The 21,498-nt window shown below is 38.5% G+C and carries 24 protein-coding genes and 1 pseudogene; 15 read left to right on the forward strand and 10 right to left on the reverse strand.

The annotated features are described in order from the left end of the window. Positions 1-17 precede the first annotated feature (17 nt). Together gshB and MN869_RS13115 are read right to left on the reverse strand one after the other, a co-directional pair. Entirely contained in the window at positions 18-962 is a 945-nt protein-coding gene (gshB, locus tag MN869_RS13110; RefSeq protein ID WP_243307996.1) for a glutathione synthase, read from the reverse strand. A 225-nt stretch (positions 963-1,187) separates the two neighbouring features. Further along, a complete protein-coding gene (locus MN869_RS13115; RefSeq protein ID WP_004803595.1) occupies positions 1,188-1,667 on the reverse strand; it encodes a glutathione peroxidase in 480 nt (159 codons plus the stop codon). Positions 1,668-1,845: 178 nt separating this feature from the next. Here MN869_RS13115 and MN869_RS13120 point away from each other — a divergent pair, with 178 nt between their 5' ends. The 10 genes and pseudogenes from MN869_RS13120 to MN869_RS13165 all read left to right on the forward strand — a co-directional run bounded on the left by MN869_RS13120 (position 1,846) and on the right by MN869_RS13165 (position 8,642). Next, on the forward strand, positions 1,846-2,298 hold the full coding sequence (locus MN869_RS13120) for a MarR family transcriptional regulator (protein ID WP_243307997.1): 453 nt from the start codon (positions 1,846-1,848) through the stop codon (positions 2,296-2,298). Continuing rightward, positions 2,299-2,487, forward strand: coding sequence for a DUF3565 domain-containing protein (locus MN869_RS13125; RefSeq protein WP_243307999.1), 189 nt, complete (start codon positions 2,299-2,301; stop codon positions 2,485-2,487). Between the two features lie 142 nt (positions 2,488-2,629). Continuing rightward, entirely contained in the window at positions 2,630-3,100 is a 471-nt protein-coding gene (locus MN869_RS13130) for an HAD domain-containing protein (protein WP_279324150.1), read from the forward strand. A 223-nt stretch (positions 3,101-3,323) separates the two neighbouring features. Continuing rightward, positions 3,324-4,043: an SDR family oxidoreductase gene (locus MN869_RS13135; RefSeq protein ID WP_243308003.1), complete on the forward strand. Its 720-nt coding sequence runs from the start codon at positions 3,324-3,326 to the stop codon at positions 4,041-4,043. 182 nt (positions 4,044-4,225) lie between these two features. Continuing rightward, positions 4,226-4,705, forward strand: a complete 480-nt coding sequence (locus MN869_RS13140; protein WP_243308005.1) for a hypothetical protein — start codon at positions 4,226-4,228, stop codon at positions 4,703-4,705. Between the two features lie 35 nt (positions 4,706-4,740). After that, positions 4,741-5,385 carry a hypothetical protein gene (locus MN869_RS13145; protein ID WP_023271115.1) on the forward strand — a complete coding sequence of 215 codons (645 nt, stop codon included), beginning with the start codon at positions 4,741-4,743 and terminating at the stop codon, positions 5,383-5,385. Between the two features lie 150 nt (positions 5,386-5,535). Next, a pseudogene (locus MN869_RS13150) lies at positions 5,536-5,919 on the forward strand (hypothetical protein); the annotation flags it as partial. Between the two features lie 331 nt (positions 5,920-6,250). Beyond that, a complete protein-coding gene (locus tag MN869_RS13155; protein ID WP_243308007.1) occupies positions 6,251-7,003 on the forward strand; it encodes a 2OG-Fe dioxygenase family protein in 753 nt (250 codons plus the stop codon). Continuing rightward, entirely contained in the window at positions 6,987-7,436 is a 450-nt protein-coding gene (locus MN869_RS13160) for a GNAT family N-acetyltransferase (RefSeq protein ID WP_243308009.1), read from the forward strand. Before MN869_RS13155 ends, MN869_RS13160 begins: the two co-directional genes overlap by 17 nt. Then, positions 7,437-8,642, forward strand: coding sequence for a benzoate/H(+) symporter BenE family transporter (locus MN869_RS13165; protein WP_243308018.1), 1,206 nt, complete (start codon positions 7,437-7,439; stop codon positions 8,640-8,642). It abuts the gene before it with no gap. Between the two features lie 43 nt (positions 8,643-8,685). Here MN869_RS13165 and pyrE read toward each other — a convergent pair whose 3' ends face one another. Next, positions 8,686-9,336, reverse strand: a complete 651-nt coding sequence (pyrE, locus tag MN869_RS13170; RefSeq protein ID WP_004657130.1) for an orotate phosphoribosyltransferase — start codon at positions 9,334-9,336, stop codon at positions 8,686-8,688. A gap of 41 nt (positions 9,337-9,377) precedes the next feature. On the opposite strand from pyrE, the gene MN869_RS13175 reads away from it, so the two are divergent. Next, positions 9,378-10,202 (forward strand): exodeoxyribonuclease III, encoded by an 825-nt coding sequence (locus MN869_RS13175; RefSeq protein ID WP_243308020.1) that lies wholly within the window; start codon positions 9,378-9,380, stop codon positions 10,200-10,202. A gap of 434 nt (positions 10,203-10,636) precedes the next feature. Continuing rightward, positions 10,637-10,987, forward strand: a complete 351-nt coding sequence (locus tag MN869_RS13180; protein WP_243308021.1) for a Spx/MgsR family RNA polymerase-binding regulatory protein — start codon at positions 10,637-10,639, stop codon at positions 10,985-10,987. Positions 10,988-11,056: 69 nt separating this feature from the next. On the opposite strand, the gene MN869_RS13185 is transcribed toward MN869_RS13180, so the two are convergent. Further along, positions 11,057-11,494, reverse strand: a complete 438-nt coding sequence (locus tag MN869_RS13185; protein ID WP_241328434.1) for a DUF2147 domain-containing protein — start codon at positions 11,492-11,494, stop codon at positions 11,057-11,059. A 204-nt stretch (positions 11,495-11,698) separates the two neighbouring features. On the opposite strand from MN869_RS13185, the gene MN869_RS13190 reads away from it, so the two are divergent. Beyond that, the gene (locus MN869_RS13190; protein WP_243308024.1) at positions 11,699-12,610 is read left to right on the forward strand and encodes an alpha/beta hydrolase; all 912 of its coding nucleotides are present in this window, start codon (positions 11,699-11,701) and stop codon (positions 12,608-12,610) included. A 272-nt stretch (positions 12,611-12,882) separates the two neighbouring features. Further along, positions 12,883-14,070, forward strand: coding sequence for a GGDEF domain-containing protein (locus MN869_RS13195; RefSeq protein ID WP_243308026.1), 1,188 nt, complete (start codon positions 12,883-12,885; stop codon positions 14,068-14,070). A 43-nt stretch (positions 14,071-14,113) separates the two neighbouring features. Here the strand turns inward: MN869_RS13195 and MN869_RS13200 are convergent, their stop codons facing one another. The 6 genes from MN869_RS13200 to MN869_RS13225 form a co-directional block, all read right to left on the reverse strand. Continuing rightward, a complete protein-coding gene (locus MN869_RS13200; RefSeq protein WP_243308035.1) occupies positions 14,114-15,766 on the reverse strand; it encodes an ABC transporter ATP-binding protein in 1,653 nt (550 codons plus the stop codon). A gap of 82 nt (positions 15,767-15,848) precedes the next feature. Next, complete coding sequence (locus tag MN869_RS13205; protein WP_243308037.1) at positions 15,849-16,544, reverse strand: glutathione S-transferase family protein; 696 nt, start codon at positions 16,542-16,544, stop codon at positions 15,849-15,851. Positions 16,545-16,546: 2 nt separating this feature from the next. After that, positions 16,547-18,397 carry a protein-disulfide reductase DsbD gene (gene dsbD, locus MN869_RS13210; protein WP_243308039.1) on the reverse strand — a complete coding sequence of 617 codons (1,851 nt, stop codon included), beginning with the start codon at positions 18,395-18,397 and terminating at the stop codon, positions 16,547-16,549. An 83-nt stretch (positions 18,398-18,480) separates the two neighbouring features. Beyond that, positions 18,481-19,248 (reverse strand): transporter, encoded by a 768-nt coding sequence (locus MN869_RS13215; protein ID WP_243308042.1) that lies wholly within the window; start codon positions 19,246-19,248, stop codon positions 18,481-18,483. Positions 19,249-19,280: 32 nt separating this feature from the next. Beyond that, positions 19,281-19,826 (reverse strand): ankyrin repeat domain-containing protein, encoded by a 546-nt coding sequence (locus MN869_RS13220; protein WP_171550874.1) that lies wholly within the window; start codon positions 19,824-19,826, stop codon positions 19,281-19,283. Between the two features lie 143 nt (positions 19,827-19,969). Then, positions 19,970-20,344, reverse strand: a complete 375-nt coding sequence (locus MN869_RS13225; RefSeq protein ID WP_171550875.1) for an HPF/RaiA family ribosome-associated protein — start codon at positions 20,342-20,344, stop codon at positions 19,970-19,972. A 368-nt stretch (positions 20,345-20,712) separates the two neighbouring features. Here MN869_RS13225 and MN869_RS13230 point away from each other — a divergent pair, with 368 nt between their 5' ends. Next, on the forward strand, positions 20,713-21,438 hold the full coding sequence (locus tag MN869_RS13230) for an outer membrane protein OmpK (RefSeq protein ID WP_243308044.1): 726 nt from the start codon (positions 20,713-20,715) through the stop codon (positions 21,436-21,438). Positions 21,439-21,498: the final 60 nt, after the last annotated feature.

A 21,498-nucleotide genomic window follows, 5' to 3' on the forward strand; every position in this document is an offset into this window, starting at 1 on the left:
GTCAAAAATACAACTTTTTAGTTTTTACGACCAGCTTCTAAAACATCAAAAAGATCATCGGCAATTGACGTCCCAAACTGTGCATCAATCTCACGGATACAGGTTGGACTAGTAACGTTAATTTCAGTCACATAATTGCCAATCACATCCAAACCAACAAAGACCAGCCCTTTTTCACGCAGGAATGGACCGACTTTTGCCACAATCAATTTATCATTTTCAGTCAGTGGACGGGCCTGACCTAAACCACCAGCGGCTAAGTTCCCCCGCACTTCACCATTTTGCGGAATACGCGCCAAGCAATATGGAATCGGCTCACCATTGACCAACAAGATGCGTTTATCACCTTCGACAATTTCAGGGATATAGCGTTGCGCCATGATTGGACGCGTGCCCATTTCAGTGAGCATTTCCAAGGTTGAACCAATGTTCACGCCATCTTGGTATAGGCGGAAAATCCCCATGCCGCCCATGCCATCCAAAGGCTTCACAATTACATCGCCATGTTCTTTGATAAATTCACGAATCAGACTTTGTTGTGAGGTCACCAAGGTTGGTACTTGTAGTTCTGGGAATTGGGTCGCGAACAGCTTTTCATTACAGTCACGTAGCGATTGTGGTTTATTGATAATCCACACCCCTTCACGCTCGGCTTGTTCCAAAATATAAGTGGTATAGACAAAGTTCATGTCGAATGGCGGGTCTTTACGCATCAACACCACATCGTAATCCGCCAACGATTCTTTGCGCTGCTCGCCCAACTCATAGTAATGGTTATAGTCTTCAAATACTTTCAGCGGTGAGATCAGGCCAAAGGCTTTACCTTGATCGATATATAAATCGTGCTGTAATGCATAACCCAATTCATGTCCGCGACGGCTGGCCGCCCATAACATTGCCATGGTTGAATCTTTTTTGAGATTCACAGTTTCAATCGGGTCCATCACCACCAGTACACGCATATTCTGACGCTCGTATTTTTAATCTTGGCAAAAAGTATAGCGAAGTTTGCGGTCAATCGTGAAACAAGTTGTATAAATCTTAAAGATTAAAAAATCTATTTCGTTCAATTAATTACAACATATTAAAAATATTCAGCTTTATGATTTAATTTGTTTCGGATGAGGAAATCACCAGTGGATGCATCGTAGACCAGTTATTTCCATCTTCCTCATTTTCTAGGCTATTTATCGCAAAAGCTTTTGAATATCTTTGGCAATTTTTTCAGGTTTGGTGATTGGGGCATAGCGTTTGACCACTTCACCGTTTTGATTGATCAGAAACTTAGTGAAGTTCCATTTAATGCTGCTGCCTAATAAACCTTTGGCTTCAGAAGTGAGGTATTGATATAAGGGATGTGCGGTTGGGCCATTCACATCGACCTTGGCAAACATCGGGAAAGATACGCCATAGTTACGTTGACAGAAGCTGCCAATTTCTTCATTGCTGGATGGATCTTGGTTGGCAAATTGGTTACATGGAAAACCAAGAATCACCAGCCCTTGTTGTTGATAGTCCTGATATAACTTTTCCAAACCTTCAAATTGTGGTGTTAGGCCACACTGACTGGCCGTGTTCACCACCAATAAAACTTTGCCTTGGTAATCCGCAAGGTTCTTTTGTTCGCCTTCTAACAGTTCAGCCTGAAAATCATAAATCTTGCTCATAAGTGTTCTCTCATCTATCCAATGGTGGAATGGCTCATAATAATTTGCTGAATCATTCAGCTTGCTTATTTAATATTGCACACAACCATCTTGTGCGCAAGTTTATTATGCACAATGTACTTTTAAAGCAATCCAATTTATACTGAATGTTCAACAACCGAGTCGAGGACAGATCATCATGGCTGACGTTTCATTTTTGGATAACCAAGTGTGTTTTGCCATGTATTCCGCGACCAATGCGATGATTCGCCAGTATCGCCCTTTGCTGCAGGAATATGATCTGACCTATCCGCAATTTATTGTATTGCTGGCTTTGTATGAACAGGACAATGTGATGTTGTCTGAAATCGGGCAAAAGACTTTTTTTGATTCAGGAACGTTGACACCGATTATTAAAAAACTCGAAGAAAAACAGTTTTTAAAGCGTGTTGCGGTCAAAGAAGATGAGCGGATGAAAAAAGTTATCTTACTGAAAAAAGCACTGACTGCAAAAGATGAAATTACCCTCATTCCGTTTAAGCTCGCCTGCTCGTTGGGTATGGAACCGAATGATCTAGTGGCGATTCATAATCTTTGCCATCGTTTTTTAAAGGGTTTGGAACAATCTAAACTCGAGAGTCTGGAAAATTAAATGCAGCAAGCCATTGTCGGTTTTCATCTCGATGAGGAAGGACATTGGGTTGCTGATCTCGCCTGTGGGCATGGGCAACATGTGCGTCATGACCCACCTTGGCAGAATCGCTCTTGGGTGTTAACCGAACAAGGGCGTAGAGAGAAATTAGGGGTGATGTTGGAATGTAAAAAGTGTGAGGATGTATAATTCGGATAAGAGATTTTATGTTAAATGAGAAATTAGATAAAAATTTTGATATGGATATATAGGCAAAAATTTATTCGACCTTGAAAGTAATGAATTGGGTCATGTTATAGTTAATGGAAATTACAAAGTACCAATTTTCATAATGATTTTACTTCTTGACATAGATGGAGTTTTGGAAACTTCTCCTTCTTGGAAAAAACCAGAGTTCCTAGAAGACAAATTCTATAAATTCAATGAAAACTCTCGAAAAAACCTCATTGAAATTATTGACAAAATAAACCCTGAAATCATTTTGACAACCACTCACAGAATTAATTACAACTTAATGGAATGGAATCAAATTTTTGAATTGAGGGGTATACATGTTGGTAAAATATCTAAAATAAATGACGCGAAAAAAGCAATCGACATTAAGATGAGAAATGTTGAAATTGAAGAATGGTTTTCAAATAATAAAACTGCTGAATTTTTAATTCTTGATGATGATAAAAGTCTAAACGAACTAACGGATAATTTAAAAAACCGTTGGATACAAATAGACTCTATGCTTGGAATCACCGAATCAATAAAAAATCAAATATTGGAAAAAATAAATAATTTCAACTACCGCTAACATGGTATTGCCAAAAGCGGGGCTAAAGTGCAATTTTTTTATTGGCTAATGCTGTTTTTACTTCAGTTTCAGTGATTTTAGAATATTTTTCATCGATGTCATACTTTTCAAGATAAGTTTATATATATGCCAAAGCGAATTCTAGAACTATAGGTTTAAGTCTTGACCTCAAGTCGACTTGAGCTTTTATAGTGACCTTTTAATCTAAAATATGGATAGATGGATGGATAACTCAAATAAAACGTTTCTCATATACGGCGTCAGTAAAGGTTTAGGCAAAGCCATTGTTCAGGCTGTACCAAAGCCAACAGATACCATCTATGGCGTATCTCGCAGCCGACCACAAGAAATGCCGAATTTAAACTGGATTCGTGCTGATCTATCCAAACCAGATCAGGCTGTAAGCGATGTAAAAACAGCAATTGGGCAGCAAAAACTTGATGTACTGATTTACAATGTGGGCATTTGGGAGCAACAAGCTTTTAGCGAAAACTATAATTTTGAAGATGTCTCTGCTGCTGAAATCAACCAAATCATCAATACCAATATCAGCACATGTATCCAGTCGATTCAATCATTAATTGAAAATCTCAAACTCTCCGATAATGCCAAAATCATTCTAATCGGCTCAACGTGGGGTGTTGATAATCATAACGGTAAAGAGCTTGTTTTCTCAGCTACCAAATTTGCTCTAAGAGGTATTGCACAATCACTACGAGAAATCTTACGTGAGCACTTGATTGGTGTCAGCGTACTGAACTTGGGCTATCTGGCCAGTGAATATGAAATAGATAAACCAACTCAAGACGTTTTAGAAGAAACTAAATACTCTCTTATTCCATTGGCCGATGTGATTCAGGCGATTCATTTTATTATTTCAACCACTAAGGCAAGCTGTGTTAAAGAAATCTTGATGCCGGCGATGTTGGATCAGAATGTTTAAATTCTGGTCTACATGGTCACAGGCATCATCATCATTTTATATTCTCTTGTTTATAAAGACACCTCTGTATACTATGCTCTTGAAATAACCGCTTATAAGCTCAACTTTCCAAAACGATTAGATCAACGCAGATGTACAGAATAATTCCAATTCTCTTTTTATGTGGGCTATCTACCGCCTGTATGAATGCAAAATATATTGATGATCCAGATCAATATTTTGATCTTTTGGGTGAAACAACAGAAAGTAAAAATTTTGAGCTATTTGTTCATCAACTCGAACCCAAAGAAATGCCCCAGCTCAGCAATCAATTCTGGAATGACGAATTTCCTAAGCTTGATTTCTATGATCAAAGCTTAATGTTTCCTCAAAATGGCATCGAAATGCTGTTAAAGAATAAAAAAATTGTCTCGATCAAGTTATATCTACCTGATCAAGAGGTTTCATTTGCAAACTATAAAGGACACAAGTTACCCCTCGGTCTTTTCAGTGATGACAGCGAAAAAGAAGTGACGGAAAAACTAAAGACTCACAAAGACACCAATACCAATCCTCATCGGAACGTCAAAGAATTTGAAACTGAAAAAGCCAGTGTTGCGATTGATCAAGCAACCGGAAAAATAATTTACATCGAACTACATGAGCACCCCCTACAAGACTAAAACATTAAGCAATTAATTAAATTGGATAATTTTGAATGAAAAGCACACTTAAATATGTATTTGCCAGTATCGTTTTACTGCAATCGAGTCACAGTTTTGCAGATAAAAAGATCAGTACAGAAGAAAAGGCCGTTTATCAAGATATCGGTGCATTACTATTCGGTCAGTCAAAAGATACTCAAGTTACATCCACCCCCGATGGTGTTTATATTGAATCACTATTTTGTCGAAAACAGACGCCCCCTTTTACAACGTTATTAAAAGGGCAACTGGCTATCAAACAGGATCAGGCCTTAATTTCTCTTTTTCAAAATATGTTCTGCGCACCTGCAGATGCCGATTCGCAAGTAAGCTTAAGTGCTTTTTCAAACCAGATTCAGGATTCACTTCCCTTTAGTTTGGCCTCTTATATGGGGATGCAAGAGTTAGGACACTGGTCCCTCAAGGATTCTATTGTCCTTTCCAATACCCCAGCCAAACAAGTTGAAGTCAATATGTTTGGATTAAACCCTAGACAGGTTTCAAGCTCAGTGGTTTTTTGGCAGGTTATTTCACCCACACATGTCCGGGTGTGGTTTGGTATGTTTAAAATGGCCCCTTCAGATGCCATTATCTATGAATTTAAATTTAAAGATCAGCGCTGGAAACTTACCCATCTATGGATGAGTACTCGTTTGTAAAATATAGACGAGATAAAAAATTGCTCAGCGGAATAGTCGAATATTTTTTGTGAAAATACTAACTGGGAACGACTAAAAATAATGGTCCGATTCACGTTTATAGACGCGCTCTTTCTTATTCCTGTGCTATTTTGGCCAATCACTCAAGTTGTATTGGCGATTCAATCATTGATCGAAAATCTCAAACTCTCCGATAATGCCAAAATCATTCTAATCGGCTCAACGTGGGATGTTGATAACCATAACGGTAAAGAACTTGTTTTCTTCACAACCAAATTTTCGTTAAGGGGCATTGCGCAATCCCTTCGAGAAATCTTACGTGAGCACTTGATTGGGGTCAGTGTGCTGAACTTGGGCTATCTGGCCAGTGAATATGAGATTGATAAACCAACTCAAAACGTTTTAGAACAAACTGAATATTCTCTTATCCCTTTAACCGATGTGATTCAGGCGATTCATTTTATTATTTCAACTAATAAAGCAAGCTGTGCTAAAGAAATCTTGATGCCTGCAATATTAGATCAGAATGTTTAGGTTTAAATTTCACATTATTAATCACAAAAAATCAGCAAAAGCTTTGACACCCTATACAAAAACATATTAATCAATTATTCTCAACAGAAAATGCCAAAATAAATAAATATTAATTTTTCTATTTTTTAACAAAAAGAAAATATAATATATTGTTATTCATAAAAAATAAATTTTACCTTTTTTTCAAAAAAGACCCAAAATGACAATAAAAGTAGATTTATGCGTAAAAAAACAAATAGAAAAACCAACCACTTGATAAAATAAATTTTACATAACCATCAAAATATATAACATTAAAAAAACTAACAACCAGCCAAATGTGAGAAAAATAATGCTATCAATTGAATCCAATGAAAAAGAGAAAGTTATTAATGAAATAAAAGAATTTGGCTTTTCTAATGTAACAGGAAAATCATTTTCACTTTCAGGAGGTTTTCTTGAGTTCATTGAATTTAGTCAAAGTTGGGAAAATATGCCAGAGGATATCTATTTTGGGCAAAAAGATTCAGGACGTCGATTCAGAAGATATAGTGACTTTGACTATGACCCTGTCACAAAAAAAATTAGCCAACTTGAGCATAGGCTATACCATCAATCTACAGAATTAAATAAATATGTAGGGGGAAAAGATAGGCATTTTGGAGATTTCGAGACCGAAATAATAAAACACCCTATTTTAAAGCAACTAATTGATATTAATTTTGAAATTTTTTCTGGCTTATTAGATGAAAACCTAAAGAAAGAAATTTGGCAATGTCAAATCCATCAAATAAGAATTGAAATATATAAAAACAAAACTTTAGAAATCACACCAGAAGGTATCCATTCAGATGGCTATCCCTACAGTGGTGTACATTTCTGGGGAAGAGAAAACGTTAATGGTGCGGAAAGTCAATTGTTTGACAAGGATAAAAATCAATTAGCAGCAACCACTTATAGTCAAATATTAGATACGACTTTTTTCCTAGATAAAGAAATGCTTCACTACGTAACACCAACAACTGCTACACAGGAAAATGCATATCGCCAAATTATTGCTGTTTCATTTTCTCGACCGGGGACCGATTATGCCACTAAAATCTAAGGAAGATAATTTTAAATATCATTTAGAAAAAACAATGCCTCCCCAAGATATTGTAAATTTTTTTAGTCATCATTCAGAAGTATCGTTCGTATCCCAAAGTTCTATAGATGAATTTAAAAAAATTATACAAGAGCCTAATACTATTATTGTTACAGCAAGTAATGAGTTTAATCAAATAGTAGCTATCCTAATCGGTGGAACTTTAGGAACCCGAGCTACAATAAATCATGTCGCTATCAATAATGCTTATCGAAGATATGGTATAGGAACAGTATTAGTCAATAAATTTGAGATAGAGCTTCGAAATAGAGGTATAGCACGTTACTTTCTTTTTGTAGAAAAGAATAATGCTATTGCTAATAAGTTTTGGGAAAAAATGAACTTTTACACAACTTCTAACGCAGAAGTAACTTACGAAAAAAATTTGATCTAGATGAATATTAAAAGCTTTATCGAAGATTTTTCAGTTTCCGCTTTTGCAGCTGGTTTCACTACAGTCCTTGTGGGTGTGACCAGCTCGATTATTATCGTCTTTCAAGCAGCTACTGCTTTAGGAGCGAATTCAGCAGAAATTGCATCATGGATTTGGGCGCTTGGTTTAACACTCGGATTATCAAGTATAGTTCTATCCCTTTATTATAAGATTCCACTTATTGCTGCTTGGTCTACACCAGGTGCAGCATATTTAGCAATTAATGGCCATCAGACCACCTTAAATGAAGCTATCGGAGCATTTATAATAAGTGGCCTATTAATTACAATAGCTGGATTTTCATCATTATTTAAAAAAATAATTAGCCACATCCCTACTACAATTACATCAGCTATGCTAGCTGGAATATTACTTCCTTTCTGTTTAAAAATAATTGAAATGTATTCAAAAAATACAAGTTTAATCATAGCAATGACTATTTCATACTTTTTAAGCAAAGTATTCGTTCCAAGATATAGCATATTAACAACATTAACTATAGGCGTTTTTTTCACCCTTTACCAAGGAGGTCTCAACAATATACCAATATCATTTGAATTAACAAAGCCTATATTTATTAATCCAATTTTCAACCTTCATTCTATTTGGAATATCACTATTCCACTTTTTATTATCACAATGGTTTCTCAAAATCTAGTTGGCGTCTCCATAATCAAATCATTTGGTTATCCTTGCCCTACAAATCAAGCCGTTGGAATAACTGGTTTTTTCAATACCATTTTTGCACCTTTTGGGGCATTTTCAACAAATTTAGCTGCCATAAGTGCTGCATTATGCTTAAGCCCTGATGTACATGAAGATAAAAGTAAACGCTACATCGCTTCTGTTATTGCAGGCTTTTTTTACGTCTTGGTTGGTATTTTAGGTGCTACCATAACATCACTTTTATTTTTATTTCCTAAAGAGTTTGTGATCACATTAGCTGGTTTAGCATTATTATCAACACTTATAAATAGTTTCTTAGATGCTTTTAGTGTAAAAGGCGAACAAGAACCAGCAATACTCACTTTTCTAATTACAATATCTGATATAAAAATTTTTGGAATAAATTCAATTATATTAGGAATGCTTTTTGGAATGGTCTTATATTTTATTTTAAGAAAAAAACAGCAATTTATAAAAAAAATTAAACTTAGATCCTTATAACAAAAAAGGAAGCCTTTGCTTCCTTTTCTTTTACATCTAAAACTTAGATGCCATATTTTTCACGATACGCCTGCATATTGGCTAAAGCATCTTTTTCGCCTTTTGCATCTAAATAATCCATCAAATCTTTCATGGTAATCAATGCATGCACAGGAATTTCGAGTTCTTTTTGTACTTCCTGAATCGCAGAAAGCTGACCTTGACCACGTTCTTGGCGGTCTAGCGCCACCAATACACCTGCAATTTCAGCACCTGCATTTTTCAAGATCGTCACGACTTCACGAATCGCAGTCCCCGCAGTGATCACATCATCAATGATCCAGACTTTTTGACCTGCGACCGATGCACCCACCAACACACCGCCTTCACCATGATCTTTAGCTTCTTTACGGTTAAAGCCCCACGGTACACTTTTGCCATGCACTTGAGACAATGCCACAGCTGTTGCCGCAACAAAAGGGATTCCTTTATACGCTGGACCAAAAATCACACCAACATTGTCACACTGTACCAACTTATCAGCATAGCCTTGCGCTAATAAAGACAGTGCTTCACCATCGTTTAACAAACCTGCGTTAAAGAAATAAGGACTGACACGGCCTGATTTTAAGGTAAACTCACCAAATTTAAGCACTCCACGTGATAATGCGAGTTCGATAAAAGCTTGCGGATGAAATGACACAGGCGTTGTCATATAAAGTGCTCCAAATTCTTCAATTGAGGTTAAACAGACGTATGATACCAAAGGATAGCTATCCAAGTGATGTAAAAATTCTTCGAGTCGTTTCAATTAACGTAAATGGCTTGCGCTCATCAGTCACCAAAGGCCTGCTCGAATGGTTAGAACAGTCGGGTGCTGATGTGGTGTGTATGCAGGAAAGCCGCATCACCCATGAACAATGGACCGATAAATTTAAACCCGAAGGCTGGTATACCCACCTGTTCCCTGCTGAACGCGCAGGTTATGCAGGCACAGCGATTTATAGCCGTCTGCCATTCGTGTCGGTAAAAGATGGTTTAGGCTTTGAACTCGCCGATTCCCAAGGTCGTTTTATCAGCGCTGAATTTGATTTAGGCTTGTCACAAACTGTTCATATTGCCTCGTTATACTTACCATCAGGATCAAGTGGTGACGAAGCGCAAGCACGCAAAGACGTGTTTTTACAAGAATACGCCAAAATACTCAAACAGTGGCGAGATGAAAATAAATCAATCATTGTCTGTGGGGATTACAATATCGTGCATAAACGCATCGATATTAAAAACTGGTCAGGCAACCAGAAATCTTCTGGGGTACTGCCACATGAACGTGCTTGGCTCGATCATATCTATGATGAGTTGGGTTATGTGGATAGCTTCCGCGAAGTTCGCCCTGAAGCAGAATTGTATTCATGGTGGTCAAATCGCGGTCAAGCGCGTGCGAAAAATGTTGGGTGGCGTATCGACTACCACGCATGCTCTCCAGACTGGAAAGCACGCACAACAAATGCATGGGTGTATAAAGAACAATGGTTTAGCGACCATGCACCGGTGATTATCGACTATAAAATACACGAATAAGTGAACACTTGTTCACTTTGACCGCTTCTTTAGCTTACATAACTTGTCGCTTTTGTATATTTTTATTTCACTTCTAGAACGGCATTATAGCTTCACGGCACAGGGAAGCGGTCAGGATGACCAAAAAGGGATAGGACGCCGTAGGAAGATAAAATAAACTTAGATTAAGTTTATTTGCATGGATGAGACATTGGACGTTGAAATGAGACCCGCATAATCAGGAAGATTATATGCGGGTTTTCTCTTTTTTAGATCTTAGATTTTCTTGCTTTGATTTGTCTTTAGCGGGTTTGCTCAAAGCACATGATCATTTTCGTCATTTCTGCTTCATACACATGACCGATCAACATGATAAAAAATTTCAACTGGTACATCCCCCTTCTTTTACGTTAGGCTTTAGCTTATATCTTTTATTGTTTTCTATGGTTTTTCACATGTTCAAAATTTATGGTATTAAAAATTGTAATTCGATGAAAAAAGCCTTTGATGCATTACAAGCCAAAGGGATCCATTACGAATTTCATGATTATAAAAAACAAGGCATTGATGCAGACACTTTAACGATCTGGCTAAAAGACATTGGCGCAGATAAAGTCCTCAATAAAAAAGGCACCACATGGCGCAAATTAAGCGTGGATGAGCAAACACATGCCACCAACAATGAACAGAACCTGATTGACACCCTGATCGCACAGCCCAGCCTGATTAAGCGTCCTGTACTGCAAACCCCACAAGGTTTTGTGATTGGCTTTGATGAAGCCACTTATCAAGCTTTATCCGCTTAAATGCTATAAATAAGCGGCAATAAAAAACCGAGTCTCATGACTCGGTTTTTTTTATTATTTAAATCTGGCTTAGTTGGTACGAATCCAAGTCTGGTTACGACCTAAAGCAGCGACACCAATATAGCCACGTAATTTCAGCTTTTTACCACCTTCGATAATTTCAGCTTTCAATTTATAGGTTTTACCATTTTTAGGATCGATAATTGAACCACCATCATAATTCACACCACCGACATTTTTCAGGCTATGTACAATGGTGACACCTTTGAGTGGTTTGTTGTGATAGGTTCCTTCACATTTAGAGCAGGCATTTTCTTGGCCAGCCACTAAATACTTTTGAATCGACGCAGTCAGAGTTCCATCCTTTTGCTCCGTGAACTTCACGATCGCCTTTGGCTGTTTTGTTTCATCATCAATGGTCTGCCAAACACTGCCATTCAGCGCATCCGCTGCATTGGCAAAAGTTGTCAAACCGAGCAATCCAAATGCTAAAGCAATTTTCTTCATTTTTGTAATATCCTTAAGGGGTCTTTCAAACTGAAAGTATTGAGAACTTCAATCAATATTGCAATTCTTGATTATGACTATTTGGTATAACCTGAGTAAGAGTGTCATAGTGCACATTTTTTCAGATTTTATCGTCGTGCTTAGACATAGCTTATTTTCAAGAACTTTCTTATTGCTATACTGATCTAACAATATGGAAAAATTATGAAATTTGCTACTGTTTGGAAATATTATTTTACTGAATCCTTACTTAAAGCGACGATTCGGACACCCAGCCAATTTAACTTGGCCCCAAATGCATTACGTCCGTTACTCGATCAACTGTGTCGTCTCTTTCCCCAAGATCCAACAGTACAAGTCCGCCCAATCCGCTTGGCTGGTGTGCGTGGTGAAGAAATTAAAGCCCAAGCTGCGGCCACACAACTGATTTTCCACATTCACGGTGGTGCTTTTTTCCTCGGTAGTTTAAACACGCATCGTGCTTTGATGACCGATATTGCAGCACGTACTCAAATGCAAGTGATTCATGTCGATTATCCACTTGCGCCTGAGCATCCATATCCCGAAGCGATTGACGCGATTTTTGATGTCTATCAAGCACTATTGGTACAAGGCATTAAACCGAAAGATATCATTATTTCAGGCGATTCTTGTGGTGCAAACCTTGCCTTGGCACTGTGTTTGCGTCTCAAACAACAACCTGAACTGATGCCAAGTGGCTTGATTCTGATGTCGCCTTATCTTGATCTCACCTTAACCAGTGAATCGCTACGCTTTAACCAGAAACATGATGCCTTGTTGTCTATTGAGGCCTTACAGGCAGGTATTAATCATTATCTTAGCGATAATATTCAAACCGATGATCCACGTGTTTCACCGTTGTTTGATGATTTAAAAGGGCTTCCACCGACCTTGGTACAAGTCGGCTCTAAAGAAATTCTATTGGATGATTCAAAACGCTTTAGAGAAAAAGCGGAAAAAGCCGATGTCAAAGTTCAGTTCAAGCTGTATACCGGCATGTGGCATAATTTCCAAATGTTTAATGCTTGGTTCCCTGAGGCAAAGCAAGCTTTGGCAGATATCGCAGAGTTTGCGCATGCTCTCGATCGTGACTAAGCAAAATAAAATTGTGTAAAAAATGGTCAGCTATGTCTGACCATTGTCATTCTTAATTCCCTTTGGTCATCATAAAATAAAAGTCATTGGATATTCTGATAAGAGCTGATTTATCAAAGAATTTTTCCCGTCCTGATTTGCATTAAAAAGCTCAGAGCTAGACTTTTTTCTCATTCTAAAGATGTTATTGTTATTTCAATAATCGTTCTTCGGTATTTTGACGACAGATCTACAGTTACTCGGAATCTCATTGCATAAAAGGATGCATGCCAATGGTGAAGATTCGTTTTAATCGGTCAACTGACACAAAAGGATGGGGCTTTAAGCTTTCTTGGGAACATCATATTGTCGTCAATTGGACCATACTCAAAAAAAGTATTTTATTACTGATACTTGCTGCATTTATGAGCCTGTTTTGGATCAGTTGGGATATTTTTGTCCTGATACATCCACAGTATTCTGAATGGGTTAATCTTGGGATTGTGCGCTCGCACTTAATTACCAGTCTGATTACGCTAACTGTGATGCTGCTGCTGATTATTCCTTGCCATGTGTTTAAGGATCGAACTTGGGCGCAGAATGTTTTACCTATCTTCAGTGTGCAGATTTTTACTGCAATGCTATGCCATAAAGGCTATTTAGCAGGAAGTTTTAGCCCAGCGACTATGGTGGGTTATGTCAGTGTGGTGGGTGTGGGCCTAGTGCTGTTTGACCGCAGGATGGTGTATTGCGCTTTGATTCCAGCAACACTTGCCTTATTGCTATGCAACTACCTGAGCATGATTGGGATGCTGACTTATGCGCCTTTGTTTAATATGCAGCGCCTAAATGAAGTACCGATGCATCCATTCTGGGTCGGCAGTATGGTATTTTTTTTATTGCCAATTTTATTGGCATGTTTATTCTTATTTGAAATTTTACTGACGCAATGGCGAACGCGGGAAATGACCATTCAGATTCTCAGTCGTCTTGATCCGCTGACCAATGTACTCAATCGACGTAGTATCAGTAGCTATTTAAATAAATTGCATCAACACCCCCACCCGCTCTATTCCATTATTTTGCTTGATCTCGATCATTTTAAAACGATTAATGACCAGTATGGGCATAGCATGGGCGATCAAGTGCTGATCCAAGTCGCACGATGTTTGGCAAGTAATCTACGTGATCAAGATAGCATTGGTCGTTTTGGTGGAGAGGAGTTTATTTTATTGCTGCCCAACACGCCGACGATGCAAGCACAGAACGTAGCTGAACGCTGTCGTCATGCAGTATCACAACTGCGCTTTATTACAGAATATAAGCAGGAATTTAGCGTGAGCGCCAGCTTTGGGATTAGTAGTTCACTCAGTGCCGATGAGCCACATTTGATCATCAGTCAGGCCGATCAAGCCTTGTATGCAGTCAAAGCTGCGGGGCGTAATCAAGTGAAAATATTTACTGATCTTGTCATTGATTAGATATCTTCCAACCATTACCTGAAATGGTTGGAAAATTTTCTGATCAACCATCCTGAAAGAGTTGCTCTACATCAATAATTTCATCCGCTAACTTAATACATTCTCTAGAATGAGTAATCATAATCAGAGTCTCAACATGGCTTTTTAAAAAGATGATGATCTTTAATGCTGTATTTGAGTCTAGTGCCGAAGTTGGCTCATCTAAAATCAATAACTTTGGTTTTTTCAGAACAGCGCGAAGAATATTTAAACGCTGCTTTTCTCCCCCTGAAAAACTTTTTAGATATTCATTGATATCATCATCCAATGATAAATTTTTATCTAAAATGGCATCCTGGAGACCAAATAAATCCAACAACAGGTATATTTCATCATCCTGGTATGTATACCTTGAGTTATAGATTAAGTTTTCTCTCAAAGAGCCCGTAAAAACAGAATAATTTTGCCCAACAAAAGCAATTTCCTCAAAGATATATTTTGAATAAAGCTGACTAATATCCAGATTTTTATAACGTAACTGACCAGATTTAATTTTATAAAAACCCAATAGATAATTAATTAAGGTCGATTTACCCGAGCCCGTTTGCCCGATGATTGCATAAACCTTTCCCTTGTCGAAACTTAAATCAAAAGCTTGTTTTACACGCCCACCGACTTCCACTACAGCCTGATGAAATGAAAATAAGGATCGTTGATCCTGAAATTTTTCAGACCCGACCTCCTCTTTTGGCATATTTAAATAATCTGAAAACTTTTTGATTGCAACGATATGTCCTGCAATCAAATTAATTTGCTGTGAGATCATCAAAAATGGCATGGTGAGCATCATGATATAGGAGCTGATCATAACCATATCACCCGAAGTAATTTGATCCAATTCAAAAAGTTTGGTCGATATAAGCCAAAATATAATTAGAAAAATAAAGATTAAAAATATTTGGAAGACCATCAATTGGCCAATTTTATAGTGACTATGAAAAGTCTGATCAACATGATTTTTTACTTTTCTTTTGAATCCATCCACTTCAAATTCAATCGAATGGTTGGCTTTTATTTCATAATAGTGACTTACTTTTTCTAAAAACTTGCTATTTAAAGTATTTCTAACCGAGTAGAGAGGTTCATAATATTTTTTACTTTCACGATTAATCACATTGGTCACAAGAAAGATAAAAAGCGCCATGGCAATAAAGCCTAAAGCAAACAGCGGATCAATATTGACATATAAAATACAGGTAATAAAAATCAACTGAAAAACGATAGGGAAGAAGACCAGTAATAATGAAAGTGTAAGTTGAGCAAATGCATTACTTGCTCGCATTGCATCCGAGTTAAAAACACCAATATCCACCTTATCCTGCTGACTTTTCTCAATCTTTAAATAATTTTCAAGCGCAAGAATGAGGATCGATGATCCAAGTTTAGATGATACCAATCCGGTCAACACGTTTTTGGTCCATTCCAATATCTGTGAGAGTAACCATGCAAAACAATATGAAATGACCAGCAAATAAATATAGTGAATATTCTGATTATCTTGTGTACGGTCAACAATCAATTTAATCATGTAGGGTAAAACAGAATCGATTAAGCTAACCAAAGTCACCAAAACAACAATAGCAATTACATTTTTTTTTGATTTTTCATCAAATCGATGAGAGGCAAACCATATTTGTTTATATATTTTTAGAAACATGTATATATGTTCTCTCTATGGTTGAGAGAGAACACCATAATATAAATAAGCAATAAAAATCGATAGCTTTTGTTTATGATTTTTATGCTTTCAAAAATTCTTCTCGATGTTGACGATAAGGTTCATCAAAAGGCACAAACATCTGCTCTTGTTTGGCTTCGTCAATCCATTGCTGTACCGATGGCAAAGACAAGATTTTTTGCACATAGGCTTGGCTGGATGCGGAGAGTGGCAGTTGATAGCATTCAAAACGCATCACCACCGGTGCATAGAATGCGTCTGCAATACTAAACTCGCCACATAAAAAGCCGTCTTCGCTCGGACGTTCAGACCAGATCTGATCAATTCGAGCCACATCAGCACGTAACTGCGCATGTTCGGCCCAGAGTTGTTTGCCAATATGACCTAGATCCGCTTCTACATTCATGGGGCAGAGATTGCGTAGGCTTTGAAAGCTGCTATGCATTTCTGCACTAATACAACGTGCTCTAGCCCGTAATGTCTTATCTTGTGGCCACAAATCAAGTTCAGGATGCTGTTCCGCAATATATTCACAAATCGCCAAACTATCCCAGACCACCAGTTCGCCATTCACAAGCGCAGGGACTTTACCCGTTGGGTTGAGCTTTAGAATCTCTGTTTTAAATTGGCTGTCTGCGTCAAAACTATCAAATTGAAGCACATGCTCCTGAAAGGAAATCCCTGCTTGTGTAAGTAAAATCCATGGACGCATCGACCACGTGGAGTAATTTTTATTGCCGATAAAGAGCTGATACATTGTTATTGTTTCCCTTTAAATAAAGCCAATTGTTGTAATAGCTCAGCTTTTTGGAATGAACCCGTTAAGCGTAGCGAGCGAATTTCTTGTTGTTGCTGATCTAAGAATAAATACGTTGGTGGTCCTAAAATATCCCACTGTGCTAACAATACTTGGTGTGACGCATCATAATGGCTTAAATCCATTTTAATTAAATAATAACCCGATAACGCCTGCTGGACTTCGGCATCTTTTAGAATGCGATGCTCAATCGGCTGACAAGCCACACACCAATCCGCATAGACATCAATCACAATGCCACGGTCTTTGGGTGCATTGGCTAAAATCTGCTGAAATTCATCTGCTGTTTTTGCCACATGCCATTCGGCCAACTTATCAGCCTGAACTGAACTGAGACTTTGAAAATGCTGATATTGATTAAAAGCCAATGCTGGAATCGCTAAAATCAATAATATCGCATACAACCATTGCAACTTACTTTTCTGTGCAAACAGGCGATATGCCGCATAAATAATAAAAGCCAAACCAAGAATTAAGCTGAGAATTTGAATCGCTAACTCTGGCAGCAAAGGACGGATAAAGTAAATGCTCAATGCCAGCATTAAAAAGGCAAAGATCACCTTGATTTGGTTCATCCAGTCACCAGCTTTGGGTAAAGCTTTTGCCCCCAAAACGCTGGCCAATAGCAATGGAATGCCCATGCCAAAACCGAGCGTAAACAGCAACAATCCACCTTGCCATTGACTTTGTGTCTGCGAGATAAACAGTAATACCCCAGCCAAAGGTGCGGTCATACATGGCCCGACCAACAGTGCAGAGATCATGCCCATGACACTGGCACCAATCAAAGTACCGCCTTTTTGATTGGACTGTAGCTGATCCAGTCGATTGACCCAGTTCTGTGGCAGTTTCAACTCGAACAGGCCAAATAAATTGAGGGCAAACACCACAAACAATAGACTAAATGCAATCAGCGTTGCAGGTTGCTGTAACCAACGCTGAAAATTCAATCCTGCTGCTGAAGCAATTAGACCTAACACCGCATAGACCAAAGCCATACTCACGACAAAAGTCAGTGCAATTGACCACGCTTTAACACCTTTATTGTCACGCACAATCAATGAGGTCAGAATCGGTAACATTGGTAAGGAACACGGCGTAAACGCCAGTAAAATCCCTAAGCCCAAAAATAATAAAATACTATAGGCCAAGGAATGCTGTTCGAGTGCGCTGGACCATTTTTGGTCTTGTGCCATACCAGCCGAGTTATTTGAAGTTGAGCTTTGTGCAGTTGGCTCAGCTTGCACGTCATCATTGCTTGCTGCTTGAGCATTTAAGGCGCTCGATGAGCGAGCCACATCTAAAAAGCTTTTTTTGCTATTTGCACTGACATTCTGAACACTGACCAAGCCATCTGCATCGGTTTGAAATTCAATATTTTGCGGAGGATAACAAATACGGTCCTTGGCACAGCCCTGCCAAGTCACACGATAATGCTGAGAAGCTTGGGTTGGAATACTAAATTCAGCTTGTTGATAATAAACTTGGCTGTGACCATAGTTCTCATCATACTGCTCCACCGCTTTCGGTAAAGTCAATACGACAGGCTGATTGCCCTGCTGCACTTCAAATTTGTGTTGATATAAATAGTAATTCGGCTGAATCGACCAATGCAAGCGCGCTTGATTCTGTGCAGTCGACTCAACCGTAAATGCAAACGCCTGTTCGGGGCTGAGTAATGGCGCCGATGAATTTTCTTGAGCGTAAGTTAAAGACCCACATAACAACAATAAAGTCCCAAGAAAGTAACGCATCAGCGGGAAAGATTTCCCAGTCTGAACAGACATTTGCATGATTATCTCACTATCACTCTCCTGAACCTCCCTCCCACTTATGTAGAAGTAAATTTAAGAGAATTCAGGAGTATTCATTATTGTTAGAATAAAACCGATACGCCGAAGCCACCGTTATAACTTTTCTGATCGCCATTAAGATCAACGCCAATGCTGGCATCCAATTGCGTGCGATTATTCAAGGCATAAATCAGACCTGTACCAAGACCATATTCATAATCCTGGCTCTCGGCTTTACGGTAAACAAACTCTGAATAACCCGATAATTTACCGGCAATTTTATAATCAATGGTAGGAATTGCAGTCACTGCCCAATCACTGTTTTGCGCTTCATAACGCATGGTGATCGAAGTTCCAATCAAGTCGCTAAATTCATACGCAACAGCTGAGGTGAGACTATAAATATCATCATGGTTGGTGAATTCATCATTGCCCGTTGCAATAATGGCTTCAGCCAACAAAGCCATGGATAAACGATCATCTTTTAAATCAATGGCTTTTTTCAAACCAATGCTGACATCGCCCAGACCATTGGTCTCTTTTTTGGTGCCCGCACGTTTGTATTGCTGCCACACTGGACCTTGCCAACCCAATTGTAATTCGAGGCCATCAGCTAAACCTGTACGCAATAACATGTCACCATTCAAGGTCAAGGTCTTGTCTTTGACACCATCAACCTTGCCTTCTTGATAGCTGACACTCGGTAAACTTTGTTCCCATGCCAACTGCCCTACAGGGGTAATACCTGTCCCTATCCCCGCACCAGGGCGGTCAAAAGAAAAGTCAGCCGCAAAAACGGTACTTGTGAGCATAGATACAGCAATTAAGCTCGATATTTGCAATGTTTTCATTCTATTCCTCGTTCTATTTTTAATAGCTTGGCTTATGCGCTGAGCTCTTTTGACATTTTTGCACCGTGTTCACGTAGCAATTCCAGTGTTGCACGCTCTTCTGGCAATGATTCTGACCAATCAATTTCATCGAATTCACAATCAAAGAACAGCTGACTAATAGAAGATAAAACCGTTAGGCCTTCTTCATCACGGGTATTTGGATCTACTTTTTCATCGAGTAAGCGTTGGACCACAGGCACACAAGCCGAACTTGCCGCATCCCAAAGCGGACCATAAAACTCTTCGGTATCCCACAAATGTAAATTTGCCTTGGCTTGAATCAAGGCTTCTAAAATATCTAAATAAACTTTAAGTTGTTGTTGCTTTTCTTCGTCAGTGAAAGGCTTACCTGCTTCATAAGCTTCACAGATTCTTTCCCACCAAGCAAATAGACCATCACAAATCATGGACACAGGTGGTCCTTGTTCAGGATCAATAAAATTCGGGTCGAGTCCTTCAGCAAGTAAAGATTGCACCTGGTCCAAATCGAGTTGTTGTATGGCTTGCACCAAGGCCTGCTGTTGCTTATTTAACATGACCAATTCTCACAATATTTTTTAATCTGTCTATTATGCCGAATATCCTGACAGGATTTTATAAAAGCATCTAAAAAATCATGTATAAATTTGATACACGCATAAAAAAAGCCCCGAACAGGGCTTTTTTTATGCGTCGATTTTTATGCTTCATCATCCACTTTTACATCGTCATCTACATCGACATATTCAGGTAAACCACCACGATGCTGCTCTTTTTTCTCATACAAGTGCTCTAAACTACGTTTTAGCTTATCAATCGCACCATGAATCGAGTTATCAATATTTGCTGCTTTATGAGTCACTGCGACAGGTTTCATTCCTGCTGGGCGAGCTTCAATCATACAGCGTTTGTCATGATCGCCCGTTTTATCCCCATTTTCATCGCTAATATGAACCGAAAAATGTGTAATACGCTCGCTATAACGTTGGAATTCTTGTGTAAGTTCTGCACGAACATAACTGTTTAAGCGTTCACTACCTTGAATGTTTTTATCTGTACGGATTTCAATATTCATAAATATCTTCCTCTCTTTTCTGTGAGACGGTGCTACAAAACTTTCTTCTTTGCACACTTTGAGCATGCAGTCATTCAGTGCAGTTGTATATTCTGATTGTGTAAATGCGTGTTGTCTCCTCGCTTTGCATCTGTTGTTTTTCAGTATGTAAGAAGATCTTCTATAATTCCAATATCTGTCTTTCCTCCAAAATATGCAAGCTGATTTTTGACATTTTGATGAAATCTTCAACAAAAAGCTGCTTAACTTTAAGGTCTTTTAGGCGCGTCCCTGCATATACAATTCTTTTGTTCATTTGGTCAAATTTGGCTTTATTTTTGCTTAATACCTTGTATCCTTGACACGCCTTTTGGGGGGAGATTTTTTAAATGCAATTGAAGCAACTTGCAGCAACAGGTTTATTGGTATCTACAGCCGCTTTCACTCAAGCAAAGCCGATTTGGCAAGATTTTAGCTTGACCGGTTTGTACGGTGAAAACTACGAAGTTGTTGATGAAAAGCAAACAACGATCACAGTTGAATATGCGGCAAAAATAAAATATGCCGATGTATTCTTCTTTATGGATCGCATGCGTGGCAGCGATGACCACAAAAGCACCTATTTCGAGCTTTCTCCACGTTTAAGCTTGGGTGAAATTTCAGGTCAAAAACTTGCGTTTGGTCCAATCAAAGATGTGCTGATCTCAACCACTTGGGAAAGCAACAATGATGACTTCGCTAGTTTTGACAACTTCTTGTATGGTGTCGGTTTTGATCTTGCGATTCCATATTTCCAATATGCGAATGTAAACTTCTACCGTGCCAACAACGAAAATACCGCTGATGACTACCAAATGACCATTGCTTATGCTTTGCCATTTAAAGTATCCAACGAAGATTTCTTGGTGGATGGTTTCCTTGACTGGTCAACAGGCGAAAAAGATCACGCCAGTGAACTCAACTGGACCACACAATACAAGTGGAACTTGGGTAAACACATTTCACCAGACACCCGCCTCTATTTAGGTGTTGAGCATTCAGTTTGGAATAACAAATTTGGTATGAAAAACCGTGACGAAAACAACGTCAGCGCTTTGATCAAATACCATTTCTAATCTGATTAGAATGTTAAAAAAACAGCAAGGATTTCCTTGCTGTTTTTGTTGGTATCGCTG

This window comes from Acinetobacter sp. NIPH1876 (assembly GCF_022808535.1).
Lineage (GTDB): Bacteria > Pseudomonadota > Gammaproteobacteria > Pseudomonadales > Moraxellaceae > Acinetobacter > Acinetobacter higginsii.